General features: G+C 38.9%; 28 protein-coding genes. 1 reads left to right on the top strand and 27 read right to left on the bottom strand.

Annotated features, from left to right (window positions below):
• Nucleotides 1–13: 13 nt before the first annotated feature.
• The 20 genes from lepB to NSS81_RS20925 form a co-directional block, all read right to left on the bottom strand.
• Complete coding sequence (lepB, locus tag NSS81_RS21020; RefSeq protein ID WP_342430575.1) at nucleotides 14–565, bottom strand: signal peptidase I; 552 nt, start codon at nucleotides 563–565, stop codon at nucleotides 14–16.
• A gap of 137 nt (nucleotides 566–702) precedes the next feature.
• On the bottom strand, nucleotides 703–1,047 hold the full coding sequence (rplS, locus tag NSS81_RS21015) for a 50S ribosomal protein L19 (protein ID WP_342430574.1): 345 nt from the start codon (nucleotides 1,045–1,047) through the stop codon (nucleotides 703–705).
• A 146-nt stretch (nucleotides 1,048–1,193) separates the two neighbouring features.
• Entirely contained in the window at nucleotides 1,194–1,937 is a 744-nt protein-coding gene (gene trmD, locus NSS81_RS21010) for a tRNA (guanosine(37)-N1)-methyltransferase TrmD (RefSeq protein ID WP_342430573.1), read from the bottom strand.
• Nucleotides 1,934–2,452, bottom strand: a complete 519-nt coding sequence (rimM, locus tag NSS81_RS21005) for a ribosome maturation factor RimM (RefSeq protein ID WP_342430572.1) — start codon at nucleotides 2,450–2,452, stop codon at nucleotides 1,934–1,936. The genes trmD and rimM overlap by 4 nt, the downstream gene beginning before the upstream one ends.
• Before the next feature lie 12 nt (nucleotides 2,453–2,464).
• Nucleotides 2,465–2,851: a YlqD family protein gene (locus tag NSS81_RS21000; RefSeq protein ID WP_342430571.1), complete on the bottom strand. Its 387-nt coding sequence runs from the start codon at nucleotides 2,849–2,851 to the stop codon at nucleotides 2,465–2,467.
• A 276-nt stretch (nucleotides 2,852–3,127) separates the two neighbouring features.
• Complete coding sequence (locus NSS81_RS20995; RefSeq protein ID WP_342430570.1) at nucleotides 3,128–3,358, bottom strand: KH domain-containing protein; 231 nt, start codon at nucleotides 3,356–3,358, stop codon at nucleotides 3,128–3,130.
• Nucleotides 3,359–3,363: 5 nt separating this feature from the next.
• Nucleotides 3,364–3,636: a 30S ribosomal protein S16 gene (gene rpsP, locus NSS81_RS20990; RefSeq protein ID WP_342430569.1), complete on the bottom strand. Its 273-nt coding sequence runs from the start codon at nucleotides 3,634–3,636 to the stop codon at nucleotides 3,364–3,366.
• Nucleotides 3,637–3,789: 153 nt separating this feature from the next.
• Nucleotides 3,790–5,142: a signal recognition particle protein gene (gene ffh / locus NSS81_RS20985; protein WP_342430568.1), complete on the bottom strand. Its 1,353-nt coding sequence runs from the start codon at nucleotides 5,140–5,142 to the stop codon at nucleotides 3,790–3,792.
• Between the two features lie 12 nt (nucleotides 5,143–5,154).
• Entirely contained in the window at nucleotides 5,155–5,487 is a 333-nt protein-coding gene (locus tag NSS81_RS20980; protein WP_342430567.1) for a putative DNA-binding protein, read from the bottom strand.
• Between the two features lie 87 nt (nucleotides 5,488–5,574).
• A complete protein-coding gene (gene ftsY / locus NSS81_RS20975) occupies nucleotides 5,575–6,561 on the bottom strand; it encodes a signal recognition particle-docking protein FtsY (RefSeq protein ID WP_342430566.1) in 987 nt (328 codons plus the stop codon).
• A gap of 14 nt (nucleotides 6,562–6,575) precedes the next feature.
• Entirely contained in the window at nucleotides 6,576–10,145 is a 3,570-nt protein-coding gene (gene smc, locus NSS81_RS20970) for a chromosome segregation protein SMC (RefSeq protein WP_342430565.1), read from the bottom strand.
• 49 nt (nucleotides 10,146–10,194) lie between these two features.
• Entirely contained in the window at nucleotides 10,195–10,938 is a 744-nt protein-coding gene (gene rnc, locus NSS81_RS20965; protein ID WP_342430564.1) for a ribonuclease III, read from the bottom strand.
• A 159-nt stretch (nucleotides 10,939–11,097) separates the two neighbouring features.
• On the bottom strand, nucleotides 11,098–11,331 hold the full coding sequence (locus NSS81_RS20960) for an acyl carrier protein (RefSeq protein ID WP_342430563.1): 234 nt from the start codon (nucleotides 11,329–11,331) through the stop codon (nucleotides 11,098–11,100).
• Between the two features lie 69 nt (nucleotides 11,332–11,400).
• On the bottom strand, nucleotides 11,401–12,144 hold the full coding sequence (fabG, locus tag NSS81_RS20955) for a 3-oxoacyl-[acyl-carrier-protein] reductase (RefSeq protein WP_342430562.1): 744 nt from the start codon (nucleotides 12,142–12,144) through the stop codon (nucleotides 11,401–11,403).
• Nucleotides 12,141–13,088 carry an ACP S-malonyltransferase gene (gene fabD, locus NSS81_RS20950; protein WP_342430561.1) on the bottom strand — a complete coding sequence of 316 codons (948 nt, stop codon included), beginning with the start codon at nucleotides 13,086–13,088 and terminating at the stop codon, nucleotides 12,141–12,143. Before fabD ends, fabG begins: the two co-directional genes overlap by 4 nt.
• A 13-nt stretch (nucleotides 13,089–13,101) precedes the next feature.
• Nucleotides 13,102–14,106: a phosphate acyltransferase PlsX gene (gene plsX, locus NSS81_RS20945; RefSeq protein ID WP_342430560.1), complete on the bottom strand. Its 1,005-nt coding sequence runs from the start codon at nucleotides 14,104–14,106 to the stop codon at nucleotides 13,102–13,104.
• Nucleotides 14,103–14,684, bottom strand: a complete 582-nt coding sequence (gene fapR, locus NSS81_RS20940) for a transcription factor FapR (RefSeq protein ID WP_342430559.1) — start codon at nucleotides 14,682–14,684, stop codon at nucleotides 14,103–14,105. Before fapR ends, plsX begins: the two co-directional genes overlap by 4 nt.
• Before the next feature lie 118 nt (nucleotides 14,685–14,802).
• Entirely contained in the window at nucleotides 14,803–16,857 is a 2,055-nt protein-coding gene (gene recG / locus NSS81_RS20935; protein WP_342434100.1) for an ATP-dependent DNA helicase RecG, read from the bottom strand.
• A gap of 90 nt (nucleotides 16,858–16,947) precedes the next feature.
• The gene (locus NSS81_RS20930) at nucleotides 16,948–18,624 is read right to left on the bottom strand and encodes a DAK2 domain-containing protein (RefSeq protein WP_342430558.1); all 1,677 of its coding nucleotides are present in this window, start codon (nucleotides 18,622–18,624) and stop codon (nucleotides 16,948–16,950) included.
• 35 nt (nucleotides 18,625–18,659) lie between these two features.
• Complete coding sequence (locus NSS81_RS20925) at nucleotides 18,660–19,022, bottom strand: Asp23/Gls24 family envelope stress response protein (RefSeq protein WP_342430557.1); 363 nt, start codon at nucleotides 19,020–19,022, stop codon at nucleotides 18,660–18,662.
• 248 nt (nucleotides 19,023–19,270) lie between these two features.
• Between NSS81_RS20925 and rpmB the strand changes: the two genes are divergently transcribed.
• Nucleotides 19,271–19,459 (top strand): 50S ribosomal protein L28, encoded by a 189-nt coding sequence (gene rpmB, locus NSS81_RS20920; RefSeq protein WP_256240111.1) that lies wholly within the window; start codon nucleotides 19,271–19,273, stop codon nucleotides 19,457–19,459.
• A gap of 143 nt (nucleotides 19,460–19,602) precedes the next feature.
• Here rpmB and spoVM read toward each other — a convergent pair whose 3' ends face one another.
• From spoVM to rlmN, 7 genes are all read right to left on the bottom strand, one after another.
• Entirely contained in the window at nucleotides 19,603–19,686 is an 84-nt protein-coding gene (gene spoVM / locus NSS81_RS20915) for a stage V sporulation protein SpoVM (RefSeq protein ID WP_040204942.1), read from the bottom strand.
• A 98-nt stretch (nucleotides 19,687–19,784) separates the two neighbouring features.
• The gene (locus tag NSS81_RS20910) at nucleotides 19,785–20,432 is read right to left on the bottom strand and encodes a thiamine diphosphokinase (RefSeq protein WP_342430556.1); all 648 of its coding nucleotides are present in this window, start codon (nucleotides 20,430–20,432) and stop codon (nucleotides 19,785–19,787) included.
• A gap of 59 nt (nucleotides 20,433–20,491) precedes the next feature.
• The gene (gene rpe, locus NSS81_RS20905; protein ID WP_342430555.1) at nucleotides 20,492–21,136 is read right to left on the bottom strand and encodes a ribulose-phosphate 3-epimerase; all 645 of its coding nucleotides are present in this window, start codon (nucleotides 21,134–21,136) and stop codon (nucleotides 20,492–20,494) included.
• A 2-nt stretch (nucleotides 21,137–21,138) separates the two neighbouring features.
• Nucleotides 21,139–22,020: a ribosome small subunit-dependent GTPase A gene (gene rsgA, locus NSS81_RS20900; protein ID WP_342430554.1), complete on the bottom strand. Its 882-nt coding sequence runs from the start codon at nucleotides 22,018–22,020 to the stop codon at nucleotides 21,139–21,141.
• Between the two features lie 41 nt (nucleotides 22,021–22,061).
• Nucleotides 22,062–24,047, bottom strand: a complete 1,986-nt coding sequence (gene pknB / locus NSS81_RS20895; protein ID WP_342430553.1) for a Stk1 family PASTA domain-containing Ser/Thr kinase — start codon at nucleotides 24,045–24,047, stop codon at nucleotides 22,062–22,064.
• Nucleotides 24,041–24,802 (bottom strand): Stp1/IreP family PP2C-type Ser/Thr phosphatase, encoded by a 762-nt coding sequence (locus NSS81_RS20890; protein WP_342434099.1) that lies wholly within the window; start codon nucleotides 24,800–24,802, stop codon nucleotides 24,041–24,043. The genes pknB and NSS81_RS20890 overlap by 7 nt, the downstream gene beginning before the upstream one ends.
• Nucleotides 24,803–24,807: 5 nt before the next feature.
• A complete protein-coding gene (gene rlmN, locus NSS81_RS20885) occupies nucleotides 24,808–25,899 on the bottom strand; it encodes a 23S rRNA (adenine(2503)-C(2))-methyltransferase RlmN (RefSeq protein WP_342430552.1) in 1,092 nt (363 codons plus the stop codon).
• Nucleotide 25,900 lies beyond the last annotated feature (1 nt).

Below are 25,900 nucleotides of genomic sequence, written 5' to 3'. Positions count from 1 at the left end.
TCACCTCCCATGTCTATTTCACGATGTGTGCATCTTTTAATGGCCAATAAACAATACTTGTTTTGCCAATTATTTTATCAAATGCAATGGTACCAATATGACGGCTATCTTTACTGAATCGCCGGTTATCACCCATGACGAATAATTCACCTTCTGGGACCGTTGTACTGCCTACTGGTGTCTCTTCGAGAGTAAAGGGGTCAGTTAACGGGCCTTCAACTTGTTTCTTATATTCATCCAAGTATGGTTCTTCATATGGTTTACCATTCACATATAATGTATCATCTTTATACTCAATTTTATCGCCTGGCAGACCGATCACTCGTTTTATGTAATCTTTCTCTTCTGGTGCATGAAAAACGATGATATCAAATCGTTTAGGTTCGCCTATTTCATAGCCTAACTTATTAACAATCATACGGTCTTGATGCTGAAGTGTAGGCATCATTGATAAGCCATCAACCACAATTGGGGCAAAAAGAAAGTACCGGATCACAGCTGCAAGTGCCACAGCTATTAAAAGCGCCTTTGTCCATTCCCAGAGCTCATTTTTCTTTTTTGTCATGTTGTTCCCCACCAATCACTAAAAAAATATCTTCTGCAGTTTATTTTACTTAAATATCAATAATAAATACGAGGGGATAATGATTTAAATCTTTGATATGTACGAAAAAAGAGCTTGCAAAGCAAGCTCCTTTTTTATTATCGGATTTCTTTAATACGAGCTTTTTTACCACGTAGCTTACGTAGGTAGTATAGCTTAGCACGGCGAACTTTACCGCGACGCAATACTTCAAGCTTCGCAATTTTAGGTGTGTTTACAGGGAAAGTACGCTCTACGCCTACTCCGTAAGAAATCTTACGAACTGTGAAAGTTTCGCTAATTCCACCACCACGACGCTTAATCACAACACCTTCGAATAACTGAATACGCTCGCGAGTACCCTCGATAACTTTTACGTGTACACGTACAGTATCACCAGGACGGAAAGCAGGAAGATCAGTACGAATTTGTTCTTGTGTGATTTCTTTAATTAATTGTTGCATCGTTTTCAACTCCTTCCAACAGACGCTCATGCATATCTACTATCTTTTCCATTGCAGCGGAACATCTTTATAAGACCACTTCTGAATAAGTTACTCAGTTTAAGTCACAAGAAATATCTTATCATAATTTTAGCACTCATGCAATACTAGTCATATTCTTTTTTTACTTCCTTTAGTAGCTTTTCTTGGTCCTTAGTTAATTCTATTTTTTCTAGGAGGTCAGGGCGTCTAAGCAGTGTGCGTCGTAAAGCTTCTTTCGTACGCCATTCATCAATTAATTTATGGTTCCCTGACAAAAGGACATCTGGAACCTTCATACCATTATATTCGGCTGGTCTTGTATAATGAGGATGTTCTAGTAACCCTGTACTAAATGAATCCTTCATGTGAGATTCCTCATTCCCAAGTACTTCAGGTAAAAGACGAACCACGCTATCAATTACGACCATCGCACCTATTTCCCCACCTGTTAATACATAGTCTCCAATAGATATTTCATCGGTTACGATATGCTCACGAATCCTTTCGTCATACCCTTCATAGTGACCACAAATGAAAATCAAATGGTCCAGACCCGCTAATTCCTCAGCTTTCCGCTGATCATACCGTTCACCCTGCGGACACAGAAGGATTACCCGCGGATTTTCACTTTCTGCTTGTTCAGTAAGTGCTGCAACTGCATCGAATAAGGGCTGAGGTTTTAAAACCATACCTGCCCCACCCCCATAGGGATAATCATCCACAGTCTTATGTTTGTTATCCGCATATTCCCGGAAATTTACCACATTATATTGTACGGCAGATTTTTCAGCCGCCTTTTGCAAAATTGATTGCCCAAATACACCAGAAAACATTTCTGGAAATAATGTGAGAACATCAATTTTCATCATGAAAGTAACCCTTCCATCGGCTTGATTATTACCTTTTTTTCTTTGACATTCACTTTCTTTACAACGTCGTGTATATATGGGATATAAACTTCTTTCCCGCCTTTACCTTTTACCGTCCAAACATCATTCGCACCTGGGGTAAGAACTTCTGTTATCTTCCCGATTTCTTCTCCGTCTTCCGTTATTACAACACAGCCAATAATCTCATGAAAATAAAATTCATCTTCCTCTAAATCCCCCAGCTGTGATTCAGGGACTTTCAAAATACCATCTCTAAACTTCTCAACCTCATTAATATTTTCAAGCCCTTCAAATGTTAAGAGTTCAAAATTTTTATGGCTCCGGTGGTTTTTGACTGTTAGTTCAATTGGATTTGTTGATTTTGGCATAAACAAATACAACATATTTCCAGCCTTGTAACGTTGTTCTGGGAAATCCGTGGTTGAGACCACCCGCACCTCTCCTTTTATTCCGTGGGTATTGACGATTTTCCCAACATTAAACCATTTATCCATTTGTTCCTCACCTCATCGTATTTCATCAATGATACCATCTCTAATAATAATTGTTGATTCACCGAACCCCTCATCCCAAACATCTCCAACCTTGACGTCAACGAGTGCCTGAACTTCCTTTTCCTTTAGTTCACTGCCTAATGGTAGCATATGTAGTTGTTCCATTTGAAACTCTAGGAGCTTCTCTTTTTCTTGGCGCTTATTAATTTCTTTTTCAAAATGATTCTTTAATGCTAGTGGTGAAAATTTATTTGTTTTTTCTAATCTTTTCATTTCAAATTGAAACTGGCTGCATTCCTTTTGGAGCTGCAGTTTTTGAACATTATATTTATCTAAAAGCTTCTGTTTGCTATTTTCCGTTAATATTTGTTTCACTACAACAGTTTGAATAAGTTGCAAGAGAGCGCCTCCTCCGATTTTTTATAAGAATTTGTTAAACTAACCTGTTGATTGGAGCTCCAGGCACTTCGCTTTCCGCGGGCGTGCCAGGGAGCCTCCTCGGCGCTAAAGCGCCTGTGGGGTCTCCCCAGCCCCGTCCTCCCGCAGGAGTCTCGTGCCTTCCACTCCAATCAACAGAGTTTGCAAAATCAACAATGACCTTAAACAAAGCCTTATTAAAAAAAGTTAGCAAAAAAGGGAGGAAATAATTCCCCCCTTTCATCTAGATGCAAAAAGCTATTCACTAATTTCCAGAAAAATTTTCTTTTGTTGTGATGATCCTGCTGCGTAGACAACAGTTCTAATGGCCTTTGCAACGCGCCCTTGTTTGCCAATTACTTTACCCATGTCTGTCTTGTTGACTGACAAATGGTAGGTGATGCGTTGATCCCCTTCTTCAACATTCACTTGAACGTCTTCTGGAAAATCAACAAGGGGCTTAACAACCGTTTCAATTAATTGCTTCATAGCAATTACTTGCTAAGCTTAGCATTATGGAATTTCTCCATGATGCCTTCTTTTGAGAAAAGGTTACGAACTGTATCAGATGGCTTTGCACCGTCTTGTAACCATTTTAGAACTAATTCTTCGTTAAGCTGAACTTGTGCTGGTTGAGTAACTGGGTTATAAGTTCCAACTACTTCAATATAGCGTCCATCACGAGGAGAACGAGAATCTGCTACTACAATACGATAGAAAGGAGTTTTTTTAGCTCCCATACGTTTTAAACGAATTTTTACTGCCATTTTAAATAAGCACCTCCGAATAGTTTCACACAAGATAGTATATTATCAATTCTTAAATCATTTGTAAAGTGTTTTTTCTTTACAGTTATTATTACCAATTTCAGACAGGTTAAAACCAGGCTTGTCTAGCTCCAGCGCCGGCGCTTTTCGTTTCTAAAATCCCTTAAACGGAAATTTAAATCCGCCTTTTTTCTTGCCTTTTTGCTGCATGCCTGTCATTTGTTTCATCATCTTTTTCATATCTTCAAACTGTTTTAATAAACGGTTTACTTCGGGGACAGTTCGTCCGCTTCCTTTGGCAATCCGTCTCTTTCGGTTTGAATTCAAGATTTCAGGATGATTTTTTTCTTCCTTGGTCATCGCTCTGATTACAGCCTCAACATGCGCAATTTGTTTCTCATCAACTTGCATATTATTTAGGCCTTTGATTTTATTTGCACCCGGCATCATTTTTAATAATTCATCAAGTGGTCCTAAATTCCGAACCTGACCAAGTTGTTCCAGGAAATCATCAAGCGTAAACGTTGCTGTACGCATTTTCTGTTCAAGCTCTTTAGCTTTTTCTTCATCAACATTTGACTGTGCTTTTTCAATAAGCGTAAGCACATCACCCATGCCAAGTATCCTGGACGCCATTCGCTCAGGATAAAACGGCTCCAATGCATCCAGTTTCTCGCCTAAGCCAACAAACTTTATTGGTGTTTGTGTTACGGCACGTATCGACAGTGCGGCCCCGCCTCGTGTGTCTCCATCAAGCTTTGTTAATACAACTCCAGTCAAACCAAGTTGTTCATTAAAACTTTGAGCTACATTGACGGCATCCTGCCCTGTCATCGCATCGACAACCAAGAAGATTTCATCAGGTTTCGTAAGTTCTTTGATGTCCTTGAGCTCGCCCATTAGTGTTTCATCAACATGAAGGCGTCCAGCAGTATCAATGAGTACATAATCATGATGTTCTTCTTTTGCCTTCACGATGGCTTGCTTAGCAATTTCAACCGGACTTATTTGGTCACCCAGAGAAAAGACAGGTATATCTAGTTGTTTTCCAAGCGTTTCGAGCTGCTTTATTGCAGCTGGCCGGTAAATATCTGCAGCAACAAGCATTGGTTTACGGTTATACTTTTTACGAAGCAGGTTGGCAAGCTTCCCTGAAGTTGTGGTTTTCCCTGCACCTTGTAGTCCGACCATCATAATGACGGTTGGCGGACGATTCGATACGGCTATTTTACTTTGCTCTCCACCCATCAACTCGGTTAGTTCCTCGTTAACGATTTTAATAACCTGTTGTCCTGGGGTTAAGCTTTTTAAGACGTCTTGGCCAATCGCACGTTCACTGACCTTTTTAACGAAGTCTTTGACAACCTTAAAGTTAACATCTGCCTCTAATAGAGCAAGGCGTACTTCACGCATCATTTCTTTTATATCCGCTTCTGAAACCTTACCTTTTCCGCGGATTTTTTGAATCGTATTCTGCAGTCGGTCGGCTAATCCTTCAAATGCCATTCATGCCGCCTCCTAATCTAAATTCTCAAGCTCGGCAACAGCTTCTAACATTGCCTGCTTAGAAGGGTGATCTTCGTTGATCAATTCTTTCAAATGCCTTAAAAGATTGCTGCGCTCGATAAATTTACCGAATAATAATAGCTTTTCTTCATACTCTTCAAGCATTGCACCCGTCCGCTTTATGTTATCATAAACTGCTTGACGGCTTACATCATACTCTTCTGCAATTTCTCCAAGTGAGTAATCATCTAAATAATAGAGAGACATATAGCTTTGTTGCTTAGGTGTTAACAACGAATGGTAAAAATCATAGAGATAATTCATTCGCGTCGTCTTTTCAAGCATGCTACCACTCCTTGTTAAGTGAAAAGCCTTTACAAATGTAGTTTACACAGTCCTGTCCAGTCTGTCAAGAAAATATCTTTACATCATTTAGAGCGATTTATCTACCTCGTTGGCAAATAATCCATAAACATACTGTTCCGCATTGAATTCCTGGAGGTCATCCATTTTTTCCCCAAGTCCGACGAATTTCACTGGTATTTTCAATTCATTCCGAATAGCAAGGACAATCCCGCCTTTTGCTGTTCCGTCTAATTTTGAAAGGACAATTCCGCTCACATTCGTTGCTTCTTTAAATGTTTTTGCCTGAATAAGCGCATTTTGTCCAGTTGTTGCATCAAGGACAAGGAGGACTTCATGCGGTGCACCAGGGACTTCGCGTTCAATCACACGCTTTACCTTTTCAAGCTCTTTCATTAAGTTTACCTTATTTTGTAAGCGACCAGCAGTATCACAAATTAAAATATCCACTTTTCTCGATTTAGCCGCTTGAACGGCATCATACATAACGGCTGCTGGGTCAGATCCTTCAGCCTGCTTGATGACATCCACACCAACTCTTTCACCCCAGACCTCAAGCTGTTCAATCGCACCTGCGCGGAACGTATCACCTGCAGCTAAGAGGACAGATTTTCCTTCGCTCTTAAACTTATGACCGAGCTTCCCGATAGTTGTTGTTTTACCAACCCCATTCACTCCAACAAATAATATAACTGTCAGACTATCTTCTTGGATATTCAATTTCGTTGACTGGTCTTCACCTGCATTGTAAATATCAACAAGTTTCTCAGAAATAACATCTTGTACCTCTTGGGGGTCCTGGATATTTCGGCGCTTTACTTCCATTTTTAACTCGTCAATTAATTGCATAACCGTATCGAAACCTACATCTGCTTGTATTAATATTTCTTCTAATTCCTCGAAGAAGTCTTCATCAACTTTTCTATATCTGGCAACAAGATCGTTCACTTTTCCAGAAAAGTTATTTCTTGTTTTGGTAAGACCTTCTTTAAATTTCTCTGTTACAGTATCCGTTTGTTTTGTAATTTTTTCTTTCAATTTTTTAAAAAAACTCATTTTTTTCACTTCCTTTATTTAAGTTCCACAAGCTCCCTTGAATCCTCAAGCCGGACAGAAACTAGTTTCGAGACACCAGATTCCTGCATCGTAACACCATAGAGTACATCTGCTTCTTCCATTGTCCCTTTTCTGTGGGTAATAACAATAAACTGTGTTTCTAAACTAAATCTTTTTAGATATTGACTGAAACGGAAAACATTTGCTTCATCCAATGCTGCCTCAACCTCATCAAGGATACAAAATGGTACTGGGCGTACCTTTAGTATCGAAAACAATAGGGCGATTGCAGTTAGCGCTCGCTCTCCCCCAGATAATAACCCCAGATTTTGGAGTTTCTTTCCAGGCGGCTGCGCGACAATCTCAACCCCGGTATTTAATAAATCCGCAGGATTTGTTAGTTTTAAATCAGCTCTTCCGCCGCCAAATAATGCTTGGAATACTGGTTCAAAATGCAGGCGAATCCCATTAAAGGTTTGTTCAAACCTTTTTGTCATTTCAATATCCATTTCGTCAATTACCTGAAATAGTGTATCCTTTGCCTCCTGAAGGTCAGTTTTTTGTTCATTCAAAAATTCATACCTTTCAGAGACTCTCTCATATTCTTCAATTGCGCCAATGTTTACATTACCCAATTCTTCAATCGCCAGTTTAATTAATTTTACCTTTTTCCTGGCTTCTTCGATTGGAATCATTAATGGATACTGTTCCTTCGCACCTTCAAATGACAGCAAATATTCTTCTCTAAGTTGGGTTAGCCTGTTTTCAAGCTCAACATCTAAACGATTGATTTTGACCTCTTCATCCTTTAAAACAACAACCATTCCCCGATGGAGTCGTTTGATTTCCTTCGCTTCTGCTTCTGCATCTTCAAGTTCAGATTGCAACTCAAAACGTTCTTTTCTCCTTAACGAAATTAGCTGTATCGTTTCTTCTTTATCCTGCTGCTTTCTTTTAGCCGCAGTATCCAATTGTTCTTCCCCTGACGTGCTATTAGACATTTCCGAAGTTAACAGTTCAAGATCCTCGGTATAAAGGGAAAGCTTTTGTTCACTCTCTGCTAAATCTTCTTGAATTTGCTCATATCGTTCCTTTGTATTTGTGTATTGGACATTTTTTTCAGCAAATTCTACTTTTAACTCATTTATTTCTTTCGTTAGGATGTCTTTGGATGATATATCTTGAGTTTTTTGCTCTGCGAGTTTATTTATTTGCGAATCAAGCAGTACTATTTTAACTTTGTAATCATCAACCGCTGTAATGAGTTCCTTTTTCCGATCTGTTAGGGAAGCAAGTTCGTCCGCAAACTGGTCTTTTTCCCGATCATAAATCGCTAGCCGTTCATTAATATTCTTCTCTTCAAACTCTGCCTCACGGAGATCACCTTTCAATGATTGCTCTTTCCCTCGTCCTTGCTCCCCATTTATTCGCAATGTTTCCAGCTGTTGTTCATTTGTTTGAACCTCAGCTTTATATTTTTTGACAAGTGATTCTGAACTAGCAATTTTACCATCCATGACAGCAAGTTTTTCTTTTAAATCTTCTAGTTCTCCTTTTCTGGTTAACAAAGAAGTCGTTTTTTGTTTGACCACCCCACCTGTCATTGACCCGCCTGGATTAACGACATCACCGTCAAGGGTTACGAGCCTGCACCGATATTGAAGGAACTTTGCTAATTCATTTGCACCCTTTAGGTCTTTCGTAATAACTACATTGCCTAAAAGGTTATTCATGATTTCAGCATATTTTTGCTCAAACTTCACTAAACTAACGGCTGTTCCAATCAAAGAAGGGTGGTTTTGAATGGCGGTTAGCTGCGAGGAGGATAATGCTCTCCCTTTAATAACCGTTAAAGGTAAAAATGTAGCTCGGCCAAAGGAATTTTGTTTCAAAAATTGAATAGCAGCTCTTGCGTTTCCCTCATTTTCTGTAACAACATACTGCAAGGCTCCGCCAAATGCCGTCTCTATCGCTGTTTCATACTCCTTAGGCACAGTAACTAGCTCCGCTACAGCCCCTTCAATGCCCTGAAGCTTATTCCCTCGTGCCTTCAGCACTTCCTTTACTCCTTGGAAAAATCCAGAGTAATCCTCTTGCAATTCTTCTAGCATTTCTTTTCTCGACTTTGCCTGTTGGAGAATTTGATAGGCTTGATATAAGTTTTTTTCTTGTTTTTGATAATTATTTTTCAGCGTTTCTAGCTTACGCTGTTGTTCCCTATAGCTTACAACCTGGATTGACAATTGCTTTTGGATTTCTTCTAATGCAGATTGGATTTGAAGCTTTTTTGTATTCGCTGATTGTCTTTCTTGAATAAACTTATTGTTTTCTGAATCCAGACGAATATTTCTGCGTTCTTGCTGTTCAAGCTGTTGGTCAATAAATCTCAGTTCATTTTTGGCTCCAGCTTGTTCATTAAGAAGTTCGATATACTCACTTTTTAATGATTCTATTTTTTCCTCGATATTTTCTGTGAATAGCGCAAGTTTTTCCTGCTTTTCTTTTAATTGGATCTTTAGTGTATTTACTTGTTCAATTAGTGTTTTAACATGATCTGCTTGAGATTCTTTATTTTTCTTAAGCAGGCTAACCTTTTCACTGTATTCTGTAATGCTTTTTTTAAGCTGTTCCTTATTTTGTGAAGAATTTTTTTTACGTTCCTTTAGAACTTCCTTCCTACCCTCGAGCTTTTCCAGCTCTTCCGTAGCCTGCAAGAGAACATTTTGCAAGTCTGTGATTGATTCATCTAGAGCGAAAATACGATCCCTTGTCTCCTCAATCTTTGCTTCCTTTACCTGCAACTTGGTAGAAAGCTTAACTTCTTCTTGTTGATGCTCCACAAGCTGTTTAGATAAACTTTCCCACTTTTGATGGAGGTCTTCGATATCATGTACAGTTAAGGCAACTTCAATTTTTTCAAGTTCCTCTTTTTTCTCTAAATAGTCCTTGGCCATAGATGCCTGAATTTTTAGCGGTTCCACTTGGCTTCCTAACTCATGCAAAATATCATTGACACGATTTAGATTTTCCTGTGTTTCTGTTAGTTTTGCTTCAGCCTTTTTTTTACGGTTTTTATATTTTAAAACCCCAGCCGCTTCCTCAAAAATCGTCCGGCGATCCTCTGCTTTACTATTTAGAATCTCTTCAACTTTCCCCTGGCTAATGATAGAAAATGCTTCTCTTCCAAGGCCTGAATCCATAAACAAATCAACAATATCTTTAAGTCTGCATGGTTGTTTATTTATTAAAAAATCACTATCTCCTGAGCGTGAGACTCTCCTTGTTACACTTACTTCATTGTAATCAATTGCTAGTCCCTGATCATTATTATCGAGAGTTAGCGTAACCTCAGCATAGTTTTGAGGTTTCCTTGTATCACTTCCGCCAAAAATGATATCTTCCATTTTGGAGCCTCGCAGTGATTTAGCTGATTGTTCCCCTAATACCCAGCGGATTGCATCTGTTATATTGCTTTTTCCGCTGCCATTTGGACCAACAACAGCCGTTACTCCCGGGACAAAATCGACTCCAATGCGTTCAGCAAAAGATTTAAACCCAATAATGTCCAACCGTTTTAAATACATTTCTTTATCCTCCCTAGCTGGCAAGAATCTTCCTGAGCATCTTCAAGTTTTACTTAGTTGTTTTATTTTTTAATACGTCAAGAGCCATTTGGGCGGCACGCTGTTCTGCTTCTTTTTTTGACTTTCCGGATCCAATCCCAATCTCTTCACCATTGAGTGAAACTCTCGAAACGAATTCCTTATTATGGGCAGGTCCCTTTTCAAGGAGGACACGGTATTCAATCACACCTATCCCATCCCTCTGTATTAATTCCTGTAACTGACTCTTATAATCCATCACATGAGAAAAAGCACCTTCATTTATTTTAGGAAAGACTATTCTTTCAAGATATCCAATAACTATATCAAGTCCCTTATCTAAGTAGAGTGCACCAATGAATGCTTCAAACACATCTGCAAGCAACGCTGGGCGCTCCCTTCCTCCTGTCATTTCTTCTCCTTTTCCCAATAAAATTAAGCTGCCAAAATTAAGTTCATTGGCAAATGTTACAAGTGAAGGCTCACAAACAATGGCTGCTCGGAGCTTTGTCAATTCACCTTCACTCATCATTGGGTATTTTTTAAAAAGGAATTGAGAAACAGTAAGTTCAAGGACAGCATCTCCTAAAAATTCAAGCCTTTCATTATCTTCATAAGGCTTTCTGCGATGCTCATTCACATAGGATGAATGAGTAAAAGCTTGTTTTAATAACTTCTCATTTTCAAAATGAATACCGATCTTTGTTTGAAAATCCTTAAATTGATTTTCCTTTGCGCGATTGTTCATTTCTCGTTCCTTGCCATTTTTGCGCATAAAAGTCTCCACCTTGCAATTATTTTACAATTTCATACCTAGTTTAATAAAGTAGCGTTCAAAACACAAAGAAACCTGGCAGTTTTTTTTGGACTGCCAAGTTCTATAATACAGAAGAAAGCTCCGTTTGAAAACGGAGCTTTTGAAGAAATCCAACGATTATGCCTTGCTATTTATGTAAGTAACAGCATCACCAACCGTGCCGATTTTTTCTGCATCATCATCAGAAATTTCCATATCGAATTCATCTTCTAATTCCATTACTAGTTCAACTACGTCTAGGGAATCAGCGCCAAGATCATCTTTAAATGAAGCTTCAAGCTTCACTTGTGACTCATCTACACCAAGACGGTCAACGATGATTTTTGTAACACGTTCTAAAACCTCTGCCATGCCTGTTCACCTCCCCTCAAGCTATTATAGAGTATATCAAAAAAATAATACACAGACATTATAAAAAAGTTACATTACCATACCACCGTTAACGTGAAGTGTTTGTCCCGTAATGTATGATGCGTCATCGGATACCAAGAAAGCGGTCATCTTAGCAATATCCTTGGGCTCTCCTAAACGTGCTAAAGGTATTTGTTTCAACATCTCTGTTTTGACATCATCAGATAATTTATCCGTCATATCTGTCGAAATAAAACCTGGAGCAATGGCATTAACGGTAATATTACGAGTAGCAAGCTCTTTGGCTGTTGTTTTGGTTAAACCAATGACACCTGCTTTGGCTGACACATAGTTTGCTTGACCAGGATTTCCACTTACTCCAACAACTGAGGTGATGTTAATAATACGACCAACACGCTGTTTCATCATTTGCCTAGTAACAGCTTTTGTACAAAGGAATACACCTTTAAGATTAATATTAATAACATCGTCCCATTCTTCTTCTTTCATTCTCATTAATAAATTATCCTTGGTTACGCCTGCATTATTCACAAGTATATCTAATTTCCCGAAACGTTCAACTGTTTCCTTAACCATTGTAGTTACTTCCTCAGCTTTGGAAACATCACATTTAATCGCAAATGCTTCCCTTCCGAGGGCTTTTATTTCATCCACCACTTCATTGGCTTTTGCTTCACTTCCAGCATAATTAACAGCAACATTTGCTCCCTGTCTAGCAAGTTCTAGGGCAATTTCTCGTCCGATACCTCTTGATGCACCAGTAACTAGAGCCATTTTCCCTTCCAAAGTCATCGTTGTTCCTCCTTTAATGCTTCAACCATTGCTTGAAAGCTTTCTTCATCAGAAACTGAATAGATTTTAACTGTACGATTTATTTTTTTTATTAATCCTGAAAGCACCTTCCCAGGACCAATCTCAATAAATGTATCGACTCCTAATTCAATCATTTGCACGATTGAATCCTCCCACAATACAGGTGAGTACAGCTGTTCAAGAAGGTTTTTCTTTATTTCAGAAGCCACCCTCATTGGTTGTGCTGAAACGTTGGCAATTACGGGAGTGGCTGCATCCTTCATTTCGAGTCTGTCCAAAACCTCCTGTAATTCATCAGCTGCAGGTTTCATTAATGAAGAATGAAAGGGTCCGCTTACTTCAAGTGGAATCGCTCTTTTCGCACCAGCTGCCTTAGCTCGTTCTGAAGCTTGCTCGACACCTTTTCTTGATCCAGAAATTACAATTTGACCAGGACAATTCAAATTAGCCAGCGATACCGGGAATCCTGTTTCCGTCACTTCTTTTGTAACTGCAGAAAGACGTTCCCGGTCAAGACCTAGTATTGCTGCCATCGAACCTTCACCATTAGGAACCGCACGCTCCATAAACTCACCGCGTTTCCTGACAGCGTGTACTCCTTCTTCAAAGGTAAGTGCTCCGCTGGCAACAAGCGCTGTATATTCACCTAAGCTATGTCCCGCTAGAAAATCAGCTTCAATACCCGCTTTTTTAAATAGTTCTAATATCGCGATACACGTTGTTAAAAGGGCTGGCTGTGTATTAACCGTTAAGGTTAGTTCATTTTGCGGGCCTTCAAAAATAAGTTTGCTCAGCTCATTAGAAAGCGTCTCATCCGCCTTTGTAAAATATGCCAGTACCTCAGGATATTGCTCGGCAAGCAGTTTCCCCATCCCAACTACTTGTGAGCCCTGTCCGGGAAAGACAAATGCTATTTTACCCATATTAGCCTCCTTCTTAACTATCTTTATTAAACTTGTTTGATTCAGCAATTGACATTGTGATTAGACCAACCACATCTTTTTCAACCATCTCGCGTGTTTGCCGAATGGCACTAAAAATGGATTGCCCATTGGAAGAACCGTGCGCCTTAATCACTGGAGCTTTTAAGCCAAATAATCCTGCTCCGCCATACTCTGAGTAATCCATTGTATTTTTAAGCGTACTAAATTCAGGCTTTAGGACCGATGCAGCCAATTTACTTTTCAGACTGCTCATTAACGCACTTTTCAACATTTTAAACATTGAAAGTGCCGTTCCTTCAATGGTTTTCAACACCATATTACCTGTAAATCCATCTGTGACGACAACATCAGCCACACCATCAAGTAAGTCCCGGGCCTCAACATTCCCAACAAAGTTTATATTTGCATTTTTTAAAAGTTCAAATGACTGTTTCGTTAGTTCATTTCCCTTTTTTTCTTCTGTCCCAATATTTAAAAGTCCGACTCTCGGCTTAGAGACTCCTCTAACCTTCTCCCAGTATATAGAGCCCATAATTGCATATTGAAGTAGATGTTCAGGCTTAGCATCCACATTTGCGCCAACATCCAGTAGAAGAAAACCTTCTCCGCCAATGGTTGGTAATGTTGGTGAAAGTGCAGGACGGTCGATCCCTTCAATTCTTCCCACTACAAATAGTCCTGACGCCATTAAAGCACCCGTATTCCCTGCAGAAATACAGGCATCGGCTGTGCCATCTGCTACTTGCTGTGCCGCAAGAACCATTGAAGCAGTTTTTTTTCGGCGGACGGCCCTTACTGGCTCATCCGTCCCGAGTATGACCTCGGTTGTATGGAGGATGCTAATTCTCTCTTCGTTTGTTAAGTACTTTTTTATCTCTGTTTCATCCCCAACAAGGGTGATATGTATATCTGGAAATGTTGCTACAGCCTTCATTGCACCAATAACGATTTCTTTTGGAGCATGGTCGCCACCCATTGCATCGATAGCTATTTTCATCTAGTCTCATCCTTTAATGATTTTTCTGAGCGGTACATTTCAAATTCGCCTGTAAAAACATGTTCATGGTTTACAAAGCTAGTTACTTCAACAATTGTCCGGCCAATTCCATCATCAATTTTTAAAACCTTTGCTTTGGCAATTACCCGTTCACCTTGTTTAACCGAGCGCTTAAATTTTATGTTAGCTTTTGCAGTTAAAGCAAGTTCGTCATTAATCACCGCGACTGCCAGTGAATTTGCCTGTGCGAAAACATGATGACCTCGTGCAATCTTGTTCCTTTTAAAAACATGTTCTTCTTTCACTTCGAAGATTGATATCGCACTGTGATCTAATTCAATATCAATGATTTCCCCTATTACCTCTTCAATTGGCAGAGAACGTACTTCATCAAATTGTTTCTCAGCCACATATTTAATCCGTTCACGCAATTCAGGAATTGATAGTTCTAAACGATCAAGACGAATAGTTTGCACACTCACTTGGAACTTATCTGCAAGGTCTTCGTCTGTAATAAATGGATTTTCTCTAATTGTTATTGATAACAACTGTTGTCGTTCTTTTTTAGTTTTTCTCATTTTTAACACACCGTCCGAGATATTATGACTAGGTACTAATAGTAGTATAAAATTAGAAATTGCAGATTGCAAGAATAAATTTATCATTCTACAATCTGCACCTCATACTTTGGAAAAACTAATCGAGTTTTTCGCCTTCCAATACACCCGTTTCCTCAAGTTGATTTCTTAAATATTTATATTCCGGCGCTGACCAGAATACCTTCGACTGGATCATAAGTGCAGCATCATTTCTAGCTGTTTCAAGGGTTCGATAATCATGAACCATGTCAGCAACCTTAAACTCCGGTATACCGCTTTGTTTTTTCCCGAAAAAATCACCTGGCCCGCGGAGCTCGAGATCCTTTTCACTCAAAACAAACCCATCGTTTGTTTCGGTCATAATTCTCATTCGTTCCTGACCAACCTCAGATTTCGGATTTGCAAGGAGGATGCAATACGACTGTTCACTGCCTCTTCCTACACGGCCGCGAAGCTGATGCAGCTGTGATAGTCCAAATCTCTCCGCATCGTAAATAACCATTATTGTAGCATTCGGAACATTCACTCCTACCTCTACTACTGTCGTTGAAACGAGTACTTGAACTTCATTGCTGCTAAACTGCTTCATTACTGAATCCTTTTCTTCAGAGCTTAGCCGTCCATGCATTAATCCTGCCTTAAAGCGATTATGGTAGTAGTGGCTTAAAGTTGTGTAAACATCAAGCGCATTTTGGACATCTAGCTTGTCCGATTCCTCAATTAATGGGCATATAACATACGCCTGATGACCTTTGACCAATTCTTTCTCAACAAAATGTAGTACCCTTTCAAGCATTTCAGGCTTCGCCCAGTATGTCTCAATCGCCTTTCTGCCTGCAGGCATTTCATCAATAATTGATACATCCATCTCACCAAAGACAGTAATCGCTAGCGTTCTTGGAATCGGAGTAGCAGTCATAAAAAGGACATCTGGATTATCTCCTTTTTCCCTTAGCACTCGCCGCTGTTCAACACCGAAGCGATGCTGTTCATCCGTAATAACAAACCCTAATCTCTTAAAGGTTACCTCATCTTGAATGAGAGCATGCGTCCCTATTAATATATCAACATGACCATCCGCTAATTCTTGAAGAATCTCTCTTCTTTTCTTGCCCTTAACCGAGCTAGTTAACAGCTCACAGCGAACATTAAACGGCTCAAATAAGGCCTTCATTGACTCAAAGTGCTGTTCTGCTAGAATTTCAGTTGGAACCATCAATGCACCCTGAAACCCCGCTGTTACACTGGCGTATAAACCAATTGCAGCTACGGCTGTTTTCCCTGATCCAACATCCCCCTGTAAGAGCCGGTTCATTCGAAGCGGTGATTTTAGGTCATTTAAGATTTCAGTGACGACGCGATTTTGGGCTCCTGTTAATGGGAATGGTAAGCCTTGAATAAATTCTTGCACCTTGGTTTGGTGATAGATTTGTTCAATACCAGGGGAATGTTCTCGTTCAAACTTCCTTAGTGCCTGAATTTTCAATTGAAATAATAAAAATTCTTCATAAACAATACGACGTCTAGCCTGCTTGACTGCTTCCGGATCTTGAGGAAAATGCATAGCTCTTATTGCGTCTTGCCGATTTAGCAAACGGTATTTTTTCACTAGTGATGTCGGCAAATTTTCTTCTAAGGCTTGACCATATTGCCCAAAGGCAATACTAATAAATTTCCGCATCCCTTTTGTCGTTATTTTTCCTTTTAGAGAATATACAGGTTCAAAATCCTTTATCTTTGTATTATTCCCCGTCTGCATTTCAGTGGCAGTTATCGTCTGCCGATGGGCATCCCATTTTCCTGTAACAGTTATTGTTTCATTCATAATAAGTTTATTTTTCAAATATGGCTGGTTAAAAAATACTACTTTGATTAAGTATTGTCCGATAAACATTCTAAATGTTAACTTAGATTTCTTACGGCCATAGTATGCTAGTGAGGGCTCACTATGAACCTTTCCTTCCACCGTTATTTTCTCTTCATGCTTTACTTCCGCTAGATCTCTAAGCGAATAATCTTCATAACGATAGGGGAAATACTCCAATAAATCTTCGACCGTAAAGATTTTCATTTCCGCTAAACTCTCAGCTGTTTCTTCACCTATCCCTTTTAACACTGAAACAGATTGTTTAAGTTCTGCTACACTACGCAACACTATTCCTTCCCCCTCGAACAATAACTGTTACATGTCAACCAATTTATCCACATAAAAAAAGAAGGGTTGCCCCTTCTATTTTAGCATTCATTCTATTGCAAAGATAAAAGAATATAATGGTTGTTTTCCGTTATGAAGCTCTACTTCAACATCACCAAAATGATCCTCAACAAATTGAACGAGCGAATTTACTTCGGATTCATTCACATCTTCACCATAAATGATGGTTAAGATTTCGGAATCATCATCCAACATCTGTGAAAGAAGCTCCTCTGCTACTTTTCCTTTGTCCTTGTTTTTTACAACAATTTTCCCTTCAGCAATTCCCATGAAGTCGTCTTTTTCAATCTCTAAACCATCGATTTGAGTATCACGGACGGCAAAGGTAATTTGTCCTGTTTTGACATGCTGGAGCGCCTCTTTCATAGTCCCAAGGTTAGAATTTACATCTCCGCTTGGATTAAAGGCTAAAAGAGCTGTAAGACCTTGTGGAACTGTTTTAGATGGAATTACGTATATTTCCTCTTCTGAAACGTCTGCAGCCTGCTCTGCCGCCATAATAATATTCTTATTATTAGGCAAAATAAATACCTTTTTAGCATTTACTTCTTTGACCGCTTTTACGATATCCTCCGTACTAGGATTCATTGTTTGTCCGCCTTCAATGACAGCATGAGCGCCAATACTCTTGAATAGTTCGGCAATGCCTGAACCCATAGAAACAGTAACAATCCCGTATTCTTGCTGTTCCTTCGAAGGCGCCGGAGCGGTTGATACTAAAGCGCTAGTTTCTCCAACGATATTTGTGTGCTGCAAGCGCATGTTTTCAATTTTCATATTGATTAAGTTGCCATAGCGCTGTCCGTAGCTCAAGCAATCTCCTGGTTGTTCTGAATGAATATGAACCTTAACAACCTCTTCATCAGCGATGACAAGCAAAGAATCGCCAAGCTTACTAAGGTCGTTTCGGAAAACTTCCTCTTTAAACGGATGCTTTGCGGTTTTATCACTTTCGAGTCTCACCATAAATTCTGTACAATAACCAAAAACGATATCCTCAGTATTCATATGACTTTGAACACTTTTGTGATGCTCCGTACTTACCAGGTCATCCATAGATAGAAGTTCTGGAGTTTCTGGAAGCTTTTCTCCCTTTAACACTGCGAGAAAACCTTCATATACAAAGACTAAGCCTTGCCCACCGCTATCAACAACTCCAACTTCCTTAAGAACTGGCAGCAGATCAGGAGTACGTTTAAGTGATGCCCTGGCTTCTTTTAAGACTTCTTCCATAATTACAATAATATCATTTGATTTTTGGGAAGCCTGCACTCCCCTTTTTGCAGAATCCTTTGCTACTGTTAAAATTGTTCCTTCAACAGGTTTCATTACTGCTTTATAAGCCGTTTCAACACCTGACTCAAGGGCAGCAGCAAATTCTTTACCTGAAATTGTTGCTTTGGTTTCTACTGCTTTTGAAAACCCGCGGAATAACTGAGAAAGGATTACTCCCGAATTTCCACGTGCCCCCATTAGTAAGCCTTTTGAAAGGGCAATCCCTACTTTTCCAATATGTTCCTGAACATTATTTCTTACTTCCTTTGCCCCTGAGGTCATAGATAAATTCATATTGGTTCCAGTATCACCATCGGGCACAGGAAAAACGTTTAATGCATCTACCATTTTTGCATTGGCACCTAAATGATTCGCACCTTGAACCACCATCTCAGCAAAACGTTTTCCATCTAATGCTGTTATTGACACAAACTTTCCTCCTAACTTGAGGTTCGTTCACGAACTTACGGGTTCGTCACACGAACTCCCTGAACGTAAATATTTACCGAGTCAACGGCAAGTCCAACGGTCTTATCGAGTGTGTATTTAACCATTGATTGCACATTGTGGGCAATCTCGGAAATTTTCGTTCCATAGCTAACAATAATATACATATCAATATGTACTTCTTCATTCTCCTGGCGAACAATAACACCGCGAGTAAAATTTTCTTTACGTAAAATCTCCGTAAGACCGTCTTTAATTTGATTCTTTGAAGCCATACCGACGATCCCATAACAATCGATCGCGGCTCCTCCAGCGATGGTGGCGATTACTTCATTTGAAATATCAATTTGTCCGTACTTGGTTTTTAATTCAATGGACATGAATCGTTCCCCCTTATGGAAATTGCTCCTTGACTAAAAACATTTTACTATAGTCAAGTGTATTTTGAAAGTCATACTTGGTACTTATTATAAACTGAATCAAAATAAAATGCATGTCAAGGTATTTTTCTTGAAGGGTTTATTAAACACTATTGCATTCAAATGGGTTGTATGATAAATTATTAAAGTATCTTTAGACAATAACGGAAATGCTGTATAAAGCTTTTGGTAATAAGGAGGGAATCATTATGCCACGTAAATGTGTTGTAACTGGAAGAAAAACAACATCTGGTAATGCACGTTCACACGCTATGAACGCTAACAAGCGTACATGGGGTGCTAACCTACAAAAAGTACGTATTCTTGTTGATGGAAAGCCTAAGCGTGTTTGGGTTTCTGCAAGAGCATTAAAATCCGGTAAAGTAGAACGCGTTTAAAAATGTGCGAGCATCCTAATTTAGGGTGCTCTTTCTATATATCTATTCTTCCCAAATTTGATTAAATAAAAAGCACCTAATTAAATAGGTGCTAAAACGGTTTTGAACTTTTTTAGAAACGCGTGCATCCAGGCTCTTCTTTTCTAATCATTCTTTTTAAATGCACCAATCATCGCTCGGACAAGTCCGCCTAAGAACTTCGGCAGTTTAATCGTATAAAATTTCATAATGTCCCTCCTCACCATCTCACACATCTAAACTTCTCTCGTACGCCCTTACTATTTTATTCCTACGAACGAAATTAGTACCACTTTTATAATGCCTATTAATCATCACTTCTTATCACTAATAATATGCCTTCGGAAAATGAAAAAGTACCATAATCACTAATAAGTTCATTACTAATACATAATGTGGAGCCAATAGAAATATGACGATTCTTCAACGGGTATTTAAAGCCCTGAAGGGTGAGATCCTTGATATTAAAGGTAACAGGAATAAATGATATATATTTTTTATCTGACATTTTTTCTATTTTATAGCTTCCTGAACCTTTGACAAATACGATATTTTGACAATCAATCAAAATGATTGGTATTGATTTCCCCTCAATTATTGGATTGACCAATAATTGAACATTGGCAAATAAATGATCGATTCTGCCGCCGGTGGCACCAAATATCCGAATGGAATCAGGTTCTTGTTCGACTGCCCAATTTAAAGCAAGCTCCAAATCAGTCTCATCTTTTTCTGGTTTATATAGTTTCATTTCATTTACCTTTGATTCAATCTCAGTAAATTCCTCTTCCGTGACCGAATCAAAATCTCCGAAAGCAATCATTGGTTTAATATTTGCTTTTAATAGATTGTGAACCCCGCGGTCTACACCTACCCAAAATACATTTTTCCCATTATATTTATTTAAGTTAGGCAGAAGTTCTTCCGGACCTCCTGCCATTATATTAATAATCATAAAAGTACCTCTTTTCTATATGCAAAAGGCCAGCTAATAACGCCGGCCTTTTTAAGCTTTTATCCTCTTATTGACGATATTGCTTTCGTGTAATCCTCTTCATTGTATATAGCAGAGCCTGCCACGAGAACATTTGCACCTGCTTCTATACATAATTTAGCGGTTTCTGGATTAACACCGCCATCAATTTCAATTTCAATTGTTAATCCTTTTTCTGCAGCCACTTCCCTTACCTTCTTTATTTTCGGAAGGACTTCAGGGATAAACTTCTGCCCGCCAAACCCTGGATTGACCGACATTAACAATACCATATCGATATCACCTAGAATATGCTGGATTGTATCTACAGGTGTGGCTGGATTTAACACTACACCTGCTTTAATTCCGAATGATTTAATAAGCTGAATCGTTCTATGGAGATGACGGCATGCTTCAACGTGCACGGTTATATAATTCGCTCCCGCTTTAGCAAACGCTTCAATAAATTGATCAGGGTTTTCGATCATAAGGTGCACATCGAGCGGAAGTGTAGTTATCGGACGAACCGCCTCAACAATTAGAGGTCCAATTGTAATGTTTGGAACGAAGTGGCCATCCATTACATCAATATGAATGTAATCCGCTCCACCCTGTTCAACTGCTTTAATCTCTTCTCCCAGTTTTGCAAAATCCGCTGATAGTATGGACGGTGCAATCTTCACCATTATTAATACCTCGGCTTTCTCTCTTTTATTTCCTGTAAGAAATCAACGTAATGCTTATAGCGATAGTCAGGAATTACTTTAGATTCAACTGCTGCTTTCACCGCACATTTTGGTTCACTAATATGTAAACAAGCACGAAATTTACAATTTTCACCTTCCTTCGCTATTTCAGGAAAGCAAAATGGTAAATCTTCTGCTTCAATATCCGTGAATTCTAAAGAACTAAACCCTGGTGTATCAGCAATTAGGCCATTTCCAACTGTAATTAATTCAACATGACGGGTTGTATGCTTTCCTCTACCTAAATGAGAGGATATATGATCCGTTTTTATATCTAAGTCTGGACGTAAAACATTTAATAGTGATGACTTACCGACACCAGATTGACCAGCAAACACAGAGATTTTATTTTCGATATGCGGACTTAACGCCTCAATCCCCGTTTCTGTTTCAGATGAGGTAAGAAGGACATCATAACCGATTTCTTTGTATTGGTCTGCATATTCTACCACTGCCTTCATTTGCTTTTCATCAGTTAAATCTATTTTGGTAATACAAATAAGCGGACTTATACGATTAAATTCCACCAGGACTAGGAAACGATCTAACAAAGTCGTACTAAAATCTGGTTCTACCGCCGAAAAGACAAGAATAGCTTGATCAACATTAGCGATTGGAGGTCGAACTAGTTCATTTTTTCTATCCTTCACTTCCAATATATAACCTTCACGTTCATTTTCAGCTTGAAAAACGACTTCGTCGCCAACAAGTGGGGTGATTTTATTCTTGCGAAAAATACCCCTCCCGCGACACTGAGTCAATTCGCCATTAGAAATCACATAATAAAAACCGCTTAACGCTTTAACAATTTTCCCTTCAGGCATAGCCACACTCCTTGCCCATTTTTCATTAAGATTATCTTACCTTATTCTGTTTCGGGATAATAGATTGTCTCTTCTGCAATTACTCTCGTATCAAGAAAAACCATATATTTAGCTTTTCCTCCGAATGGAATGAGTAATTCAATCGGATACTTTTGATCGGAAATAATCGGAAATGTATCGGCTGGTACGGTCATATTAGGATGATTCATATCCTCAATATAAATGAGAACCATCTGTTCTTGACCAGGTTCCGTTGGCTCGTATTTAATTGAAATTTCCTTGGTAACAGGTTTTGGCGGTTTTTCTTCTTTCCCTTTAGATATTACCACCGAGACCTTATCACCTTTTTTCATTTTAGTATCAGGTTTAGGTGATTGAGAAATGATATTTCCAGCAGGAACCAGATCATTATATTTTTCTTCCGATGCTAGAGACAGACCAACAGAATCTGCATACTCCTGTGCTCCCTTTAAACTATATTGTGTTAAGTCCTTTAAGATTATCGCCTCTGGCCCTTTACTTATCTCTAACTCTAACACAGTCTCTTCAGGTACTACCTTTTGACCGCCCTCAGGATCTTGACTAAGTATCGTTCCTGGTTCACTATCATCGAAAACCTCATCTATTTTAATATCCTTAAACTTTTTATTATCCAAAAACTGGGCAACAGTATTGTAGTTCCGTCCAACATAATCAGAAAGTTCATATTTTTCCTTGCCCAAACTAACGTAAATGTTAATGGGTGAAGTAGAATTTTCTTTTACGGTACTGCCGCTTTCAGGATCTGTTTTAATAACCTTGCCTTCTTCCATTTTTTCATCACTTAATTCAATTTCTTTGCCAATCTGAAAACCTTCAGATTCAAGCTTAGAAATGGCCTCATCCAATTCCATTCCACTAACATCTGGGATTTCTACGTCTTTTGCGGTCAGCAATCCAGGTAATATTGTAAATGTGAAAATCGTTAATAATGTCAAAATTATGAAAGTAGAAATTAAAATAATAGGCCATTTTTTTCTTTTTTTCTGTTTATTACCTTTATTGCCCTTTTTCGTTGTTTTTTTCCCATTTCCAATATCTTTATTATCTTGACTATGAACTAACGTTTCACCATGGTTTTGAAGGGGACGGTCATCCGTTATTACGGGTATTGCTTTTGTTGCTTCATTATCAATTGGAATAACAAATTTTTGTTCATGTATTCTTTCCGAGTCTAAAGCAGTCCTTAAATCTTCTTCCATTTCTTCAACACTGCTATAACGATGAAAGGAGTCCTTTGCCGTTGCTTTTAAAACGATATTTTCGACACTTTGTGGAATATTCGGATTCCATCTTCTAACAGACGGTGTTTCAGATTGGAGGTGCTTTAAAGCAATCGAAACTGCGGATTCACCTGAAAACGGTAGTCTTCCTGTCAAAAGTTCAAACATGACAATTCCTAATGAATAAATATCAGACTTCCGATTCGCCATCCCTCCGCGAGCCTGCTCCGGTGATAAATAGTGGACAGATCCTAACACGGAATTGGTTTGCGTAATACTTGTTGCACTAAGGGCCATTGCAATTCCAAAGTCAGTTATTTTCACATCGCCAACACGGTCAACCAGAATATTATGTGGCTTTATATCACGATGGATAATATGATTTTGATGGGCATGAGAGATTGCAGATGTCAACTGTCTCATAATCCTTACAGAGTCTTCCACCCTTATAGGTGAATTTTGTTGTATGTATTGTTTTAACGTTTGACCTTCAACATATTCCATTACAATGTAGTAAAGTTCACTTTCTTCTCCTACATCATAAATACTAACAATATTTGGATGTGCCAGACTTGTTGCAGATTGAGCTTCCCTGTGAAACCTCCGGATAAATTCATCATCATTTGCAAAATCCAGACGAAGCATTTTAACAGCAACGTCACGGTCAAGGATGATATCATGAGCAAGATAGACATTCGCCATGCCACCTCCGCCAATCATTTCCAGTATTTTATAGCGACCGCTTAATCTTTTTCCAATTAACATTTCTCATCACCTAATTCAATTTCCGCATCGAACTCTAATATGATAAGGGTGATATTATCTTCTCCGCCATTTTCATTAGCAAGATTAATAAGTGTGGAGGCTTTTTGTTCAAGCGATTCATCATTTTGAAGGATCGAAACCATTTCGTTCTCATTTACCTTATTTGACAAACCATCAGAGCATAGAAGAAGAAAATCTCCTTCTTCAAACATAATTGTTTTAATATCAATTTTTATATCTTGTTCTGTTCCTAACGCGCGCAGGATGACATTTTTCCTTGGGTGATGCTCTGCATCTTCTTTTGAAATTTGTCCGGTGCGGACTAATTCATTTACTAGCGTATGGTCTTCTGTCAATTGCTGAAACCCGATATCGTTTAAGATATAGCAACGACTGTCTCCGACATGAGCAATGGTTGAAAACTGATTGGTCGCAATAACTGCTTCAATTGTAGTCCCCATCCCTTCACATTCCATGTTGTTATTTGAATGATCAAATAATAACTTATTGACCTGTAAAATATGAGCCTTCAGCCATGCTTCTGCCTGATCAGCTGTATTAATTCCTTCAGATTTCTCCCACATTTCCTGTAAATGGGCCAATGTCATTTTACTCGCGACATCACCTGCACGGTGGCCGCCCATTCCATCAGCTACAATGGAAAGGCGATGTCCGTCTCTATTTACAAAAGTTCCAACACTATCTTCATTATTCTGTCGGATTCTGCCTCTATCCGTTCTACATACAGCCTTCACTTTTGTCACCTCGTCTCCTCTTTTCGCTCCTTTGCACGAAGTTGTCCACATGCTGCATCAATGTCAGACCCCTGCTCCCGGCGAATAGTTACATTTATACCACGATTTTTCAATATTTTCTCAAAAGCAAAAATCTTATCTCTTGGTGTACGTACATAATCTCTTTCTGGAACATAATTAACAGGAATAAGATTCACATGGCATTTTAGACCCTTTAACAACCCTGCCAACTCTTCCGCATGTTCTACCGAATCATTTACACCACCAAAAAGACCGTATTCAAAACTAATCCGGCGACCAGTCTTATCAATATAGTACCTTACCGATTTCATTAAGTCATCCAGTTTATAAGCCTTGTTAATCGGCATTAGTCTTGACCTTAATTCAGTATTCGGGGCATGAAGGGAAATAGCAAAATTTATTTGCATATTCTCATCAGCAAATTGATATATTTTCGGTACAATCCCACTCGTAGAAACGGTTATATGCCTTGCTCCAATTGTAAGTCCTTTATCATGATTAATGATTTTTAAGAATGACATCATATTGTCATAATTATCAAATGGTTCACCAATCCCCATTATTACAACAGAGGCTACCCGCTCGTCTGTTGCATCAAGCTCCTGTTGGACAGTCACTACTTGAGCAACGATTTCCCCTGCTTCTAAATGACGCTTTAATCCTCCTAATGTAGAGGCACAAAATGTACATCCAATTCTGCAGCCAACCTGAGTTGTTACACAAACGGAATTGCCATAATCGTGACGCATCAGGACAGTTTCAATGGAATAACCATCATGAAGTTCAAAAAGGAACTTCGTGGTTCCATCTGCGGAAGTCTGTTTAATTGCTGTTTTTAGTGTAGTAATTTCGAAGTTCGCTGAAAGTTTATCGCGCAATCCCTTTGATAAATTGCTCATGTCTTCAATTGAAGTCACCCTTTTTTTATAAAGCCATTCAAATATTTGCTCGGCACGGAAGGGTTTTTCACCATTCTCTGTCAGCCATTCCTTTAACATGTGGAGCTCTAGGGAATAAATAGAAGTTTTATTTGTTTCCAATGTTGTTTTCTTCTCAGTTGTGTTTAATTGATCCACC

The organism is Neobacillus sp. FSL H8-0543 (assembly GCF_038592905.1).
In the GTDB taxonomy this organism is placed as follows: Bacteria; Bacillota; Bacilli; order Bacillales; family Cytobacillaceae; genus Neobacillus.
Note: the sequence above shows the minus strand (reverse complement) of the source record. Positions and strands in the feature narration are given on the sequence as shown.